This window comes from Ornithinimicrobium murale, assembly GCF_003352835.1.
Lineage (GTDB): Bacteria > Actinomycetota > Actinomycetes > Actinomycetales > Dermatophilaceae > Ornithinicoccus > Ornithinicoccus muralis.
Genome location: NZ_QLVD01000014.1, coordinates 1 through 1,679 on the forward strand (window position 1 = coordinate 1; position 1,679 = coordinate 1,679).

Genomic DNA, 1,679 nt, shown 5'->3' on the forward strand with positions numbered 1-1,679 from the left:
AGCCTGGATCCACCGATCGGGTGAGCCGGTGAAGCGGCGTGGGAAAGCGAGAAATGCCCTTCTGACCTGGGAAGATACGACTTGTCTAGAGCACGTATCACCCAAACCGGAAGGGCATCTCGTAGATGCAACTCTCTCACACCCTCCCCGTGGTCTCCGCGACGTTCGATGACCCCAACCTCGTGTCTGCCGCCGGGCTTGTCCCGCTGATGACGCTGGCCGAAGAAGCCGGCCTGCACGCCCTGGGCGATGAGCACCTGAGCCTGCCGACCGACAAGGGCGCCAACGCCGGCGCCAAGCTGGCCGCCCTGGTGGCGGGTATGGCCGCCGGCGCGGACAGCATCGAGGATATGGGGCTCTTGCGCCGCGGCGCGATGGGCAAGCTGTTCGAACGGCCCTATGCCCCCTCCACGCTCGGTTCGTTCCTGCGCACGTTCACCTTCGGCCACGTCCGCCAGGGCGACGCGGTCGCCTCCCGCTTCACCCTCGCCCTGGCCGGGCGCACCGGGCTGCTGGGCCGGGCCGGCGACACCGGGACGGTGCTGCTCGACCTGGACGACACCATCGTGGAGGTCCACGGCTACGCCAAGCAGGGCGCCGGGTTCGGCTACAGCGGGGTCCGAGGGTTGAACGCGCTGCTGGCGACCGTGTCCACCGAGCAGACCGCCCCGGTCATCGCCGCCCAACGCCTGCGCAAGGGTTCCGTGGGTTCCTCCCGTGGCGCGGCCCGGTTGGCCACCGATGCCCTGGCGCTGGTCCGGCGCAGCCACCTGGCCGGGCGACCGGTGCTCCTGCGCGCCGATTCCGCGTTCTACTCCGCCGCCCTGGTGGGCGCCGCCGACAGGGCCGGTGCACAGGTCTCGATCACCGTGCGGCTGGACCCGGCGGTCAAGCGCGCCATCGCCGCGATCGCCAAGGACGCGTGGACCACGATCAGGTACACCGACGCGATCTACGACCAGGCCACCGGCAGGTGGGTCTCGCGGGCCGAGGTCGCCGAGGTCGACTACACCGCGTTCACCTCGGCCAAGAAGTCCGAGCAGGTCACTGGCCGGCTGGTGGTGCGCCGCGTCCCGGACCTGAACCCCAGGGCCAAGGACGGGCAGGAGTCGATGTTCGACACCTGGCGCTTCCACGCGTTCTTCACCACCACGCCCGCCACCGAGCGGGACACCGTGGCCGCCGACCAGGTCCACCGGGGCCACGCGGTCATCGAGAACGTCCACGCCGACCTGAAAGCCTCGGCCCTGGCGCACCTGCCCTCGGGCAAGTTCGCTGCCAACGCCGCCTGGCTCATCGCCGCGGTCATGGCGTTCAACCTCACCCGCGCCGCGGCCACCCTGACCGGCAGCACCCGCCTGGCGCGGGCGACGACGCCCACGATCCGCCGCAAGCTGGTCAACCTGCCAGCCCGGGTCGCCTCCTCCGCCCGCCGCCTGCACCTGCACCTACCCCGAGACTGGCCCTGGGAGCACGCCTGGACCGTCCTCTACGACGCGCTCCGCCCCGGCCGGGCCGCAGCACCCGCCTGACCCCAGCCCCCGTCCCTACCAGCAGGAACCCAGTGGAAAAGCCGGGCAGACCGGCAGTTCACGCGCGCCCTCACGACCCTCGCCCCGTCACAGACCTGACCCCGTCCTACAGCGGCCCATCCACCTGCCCATCGGTGGATCGAGGCT

At 71.1% G+C, this 1,679-nt stretch carries 1 protein-coding gene; it reads left to right on the forward strand.

From position 1 onward, the window contains the following. Positions 1 to 125 precede the first annotated feature (125 nt). A complete protein-coding gene (locus tag DPQ65_RS05025; protein WP_114906294.1) occupies positions 126 to 1,532 on the forward strand; it encodes an IS1380 family transposase in 1,407 nt (468 codons plus the stop codon). The last annotated feature ends 147 nt before the right edge of the window (positions 1,533 to 1,679 follow it).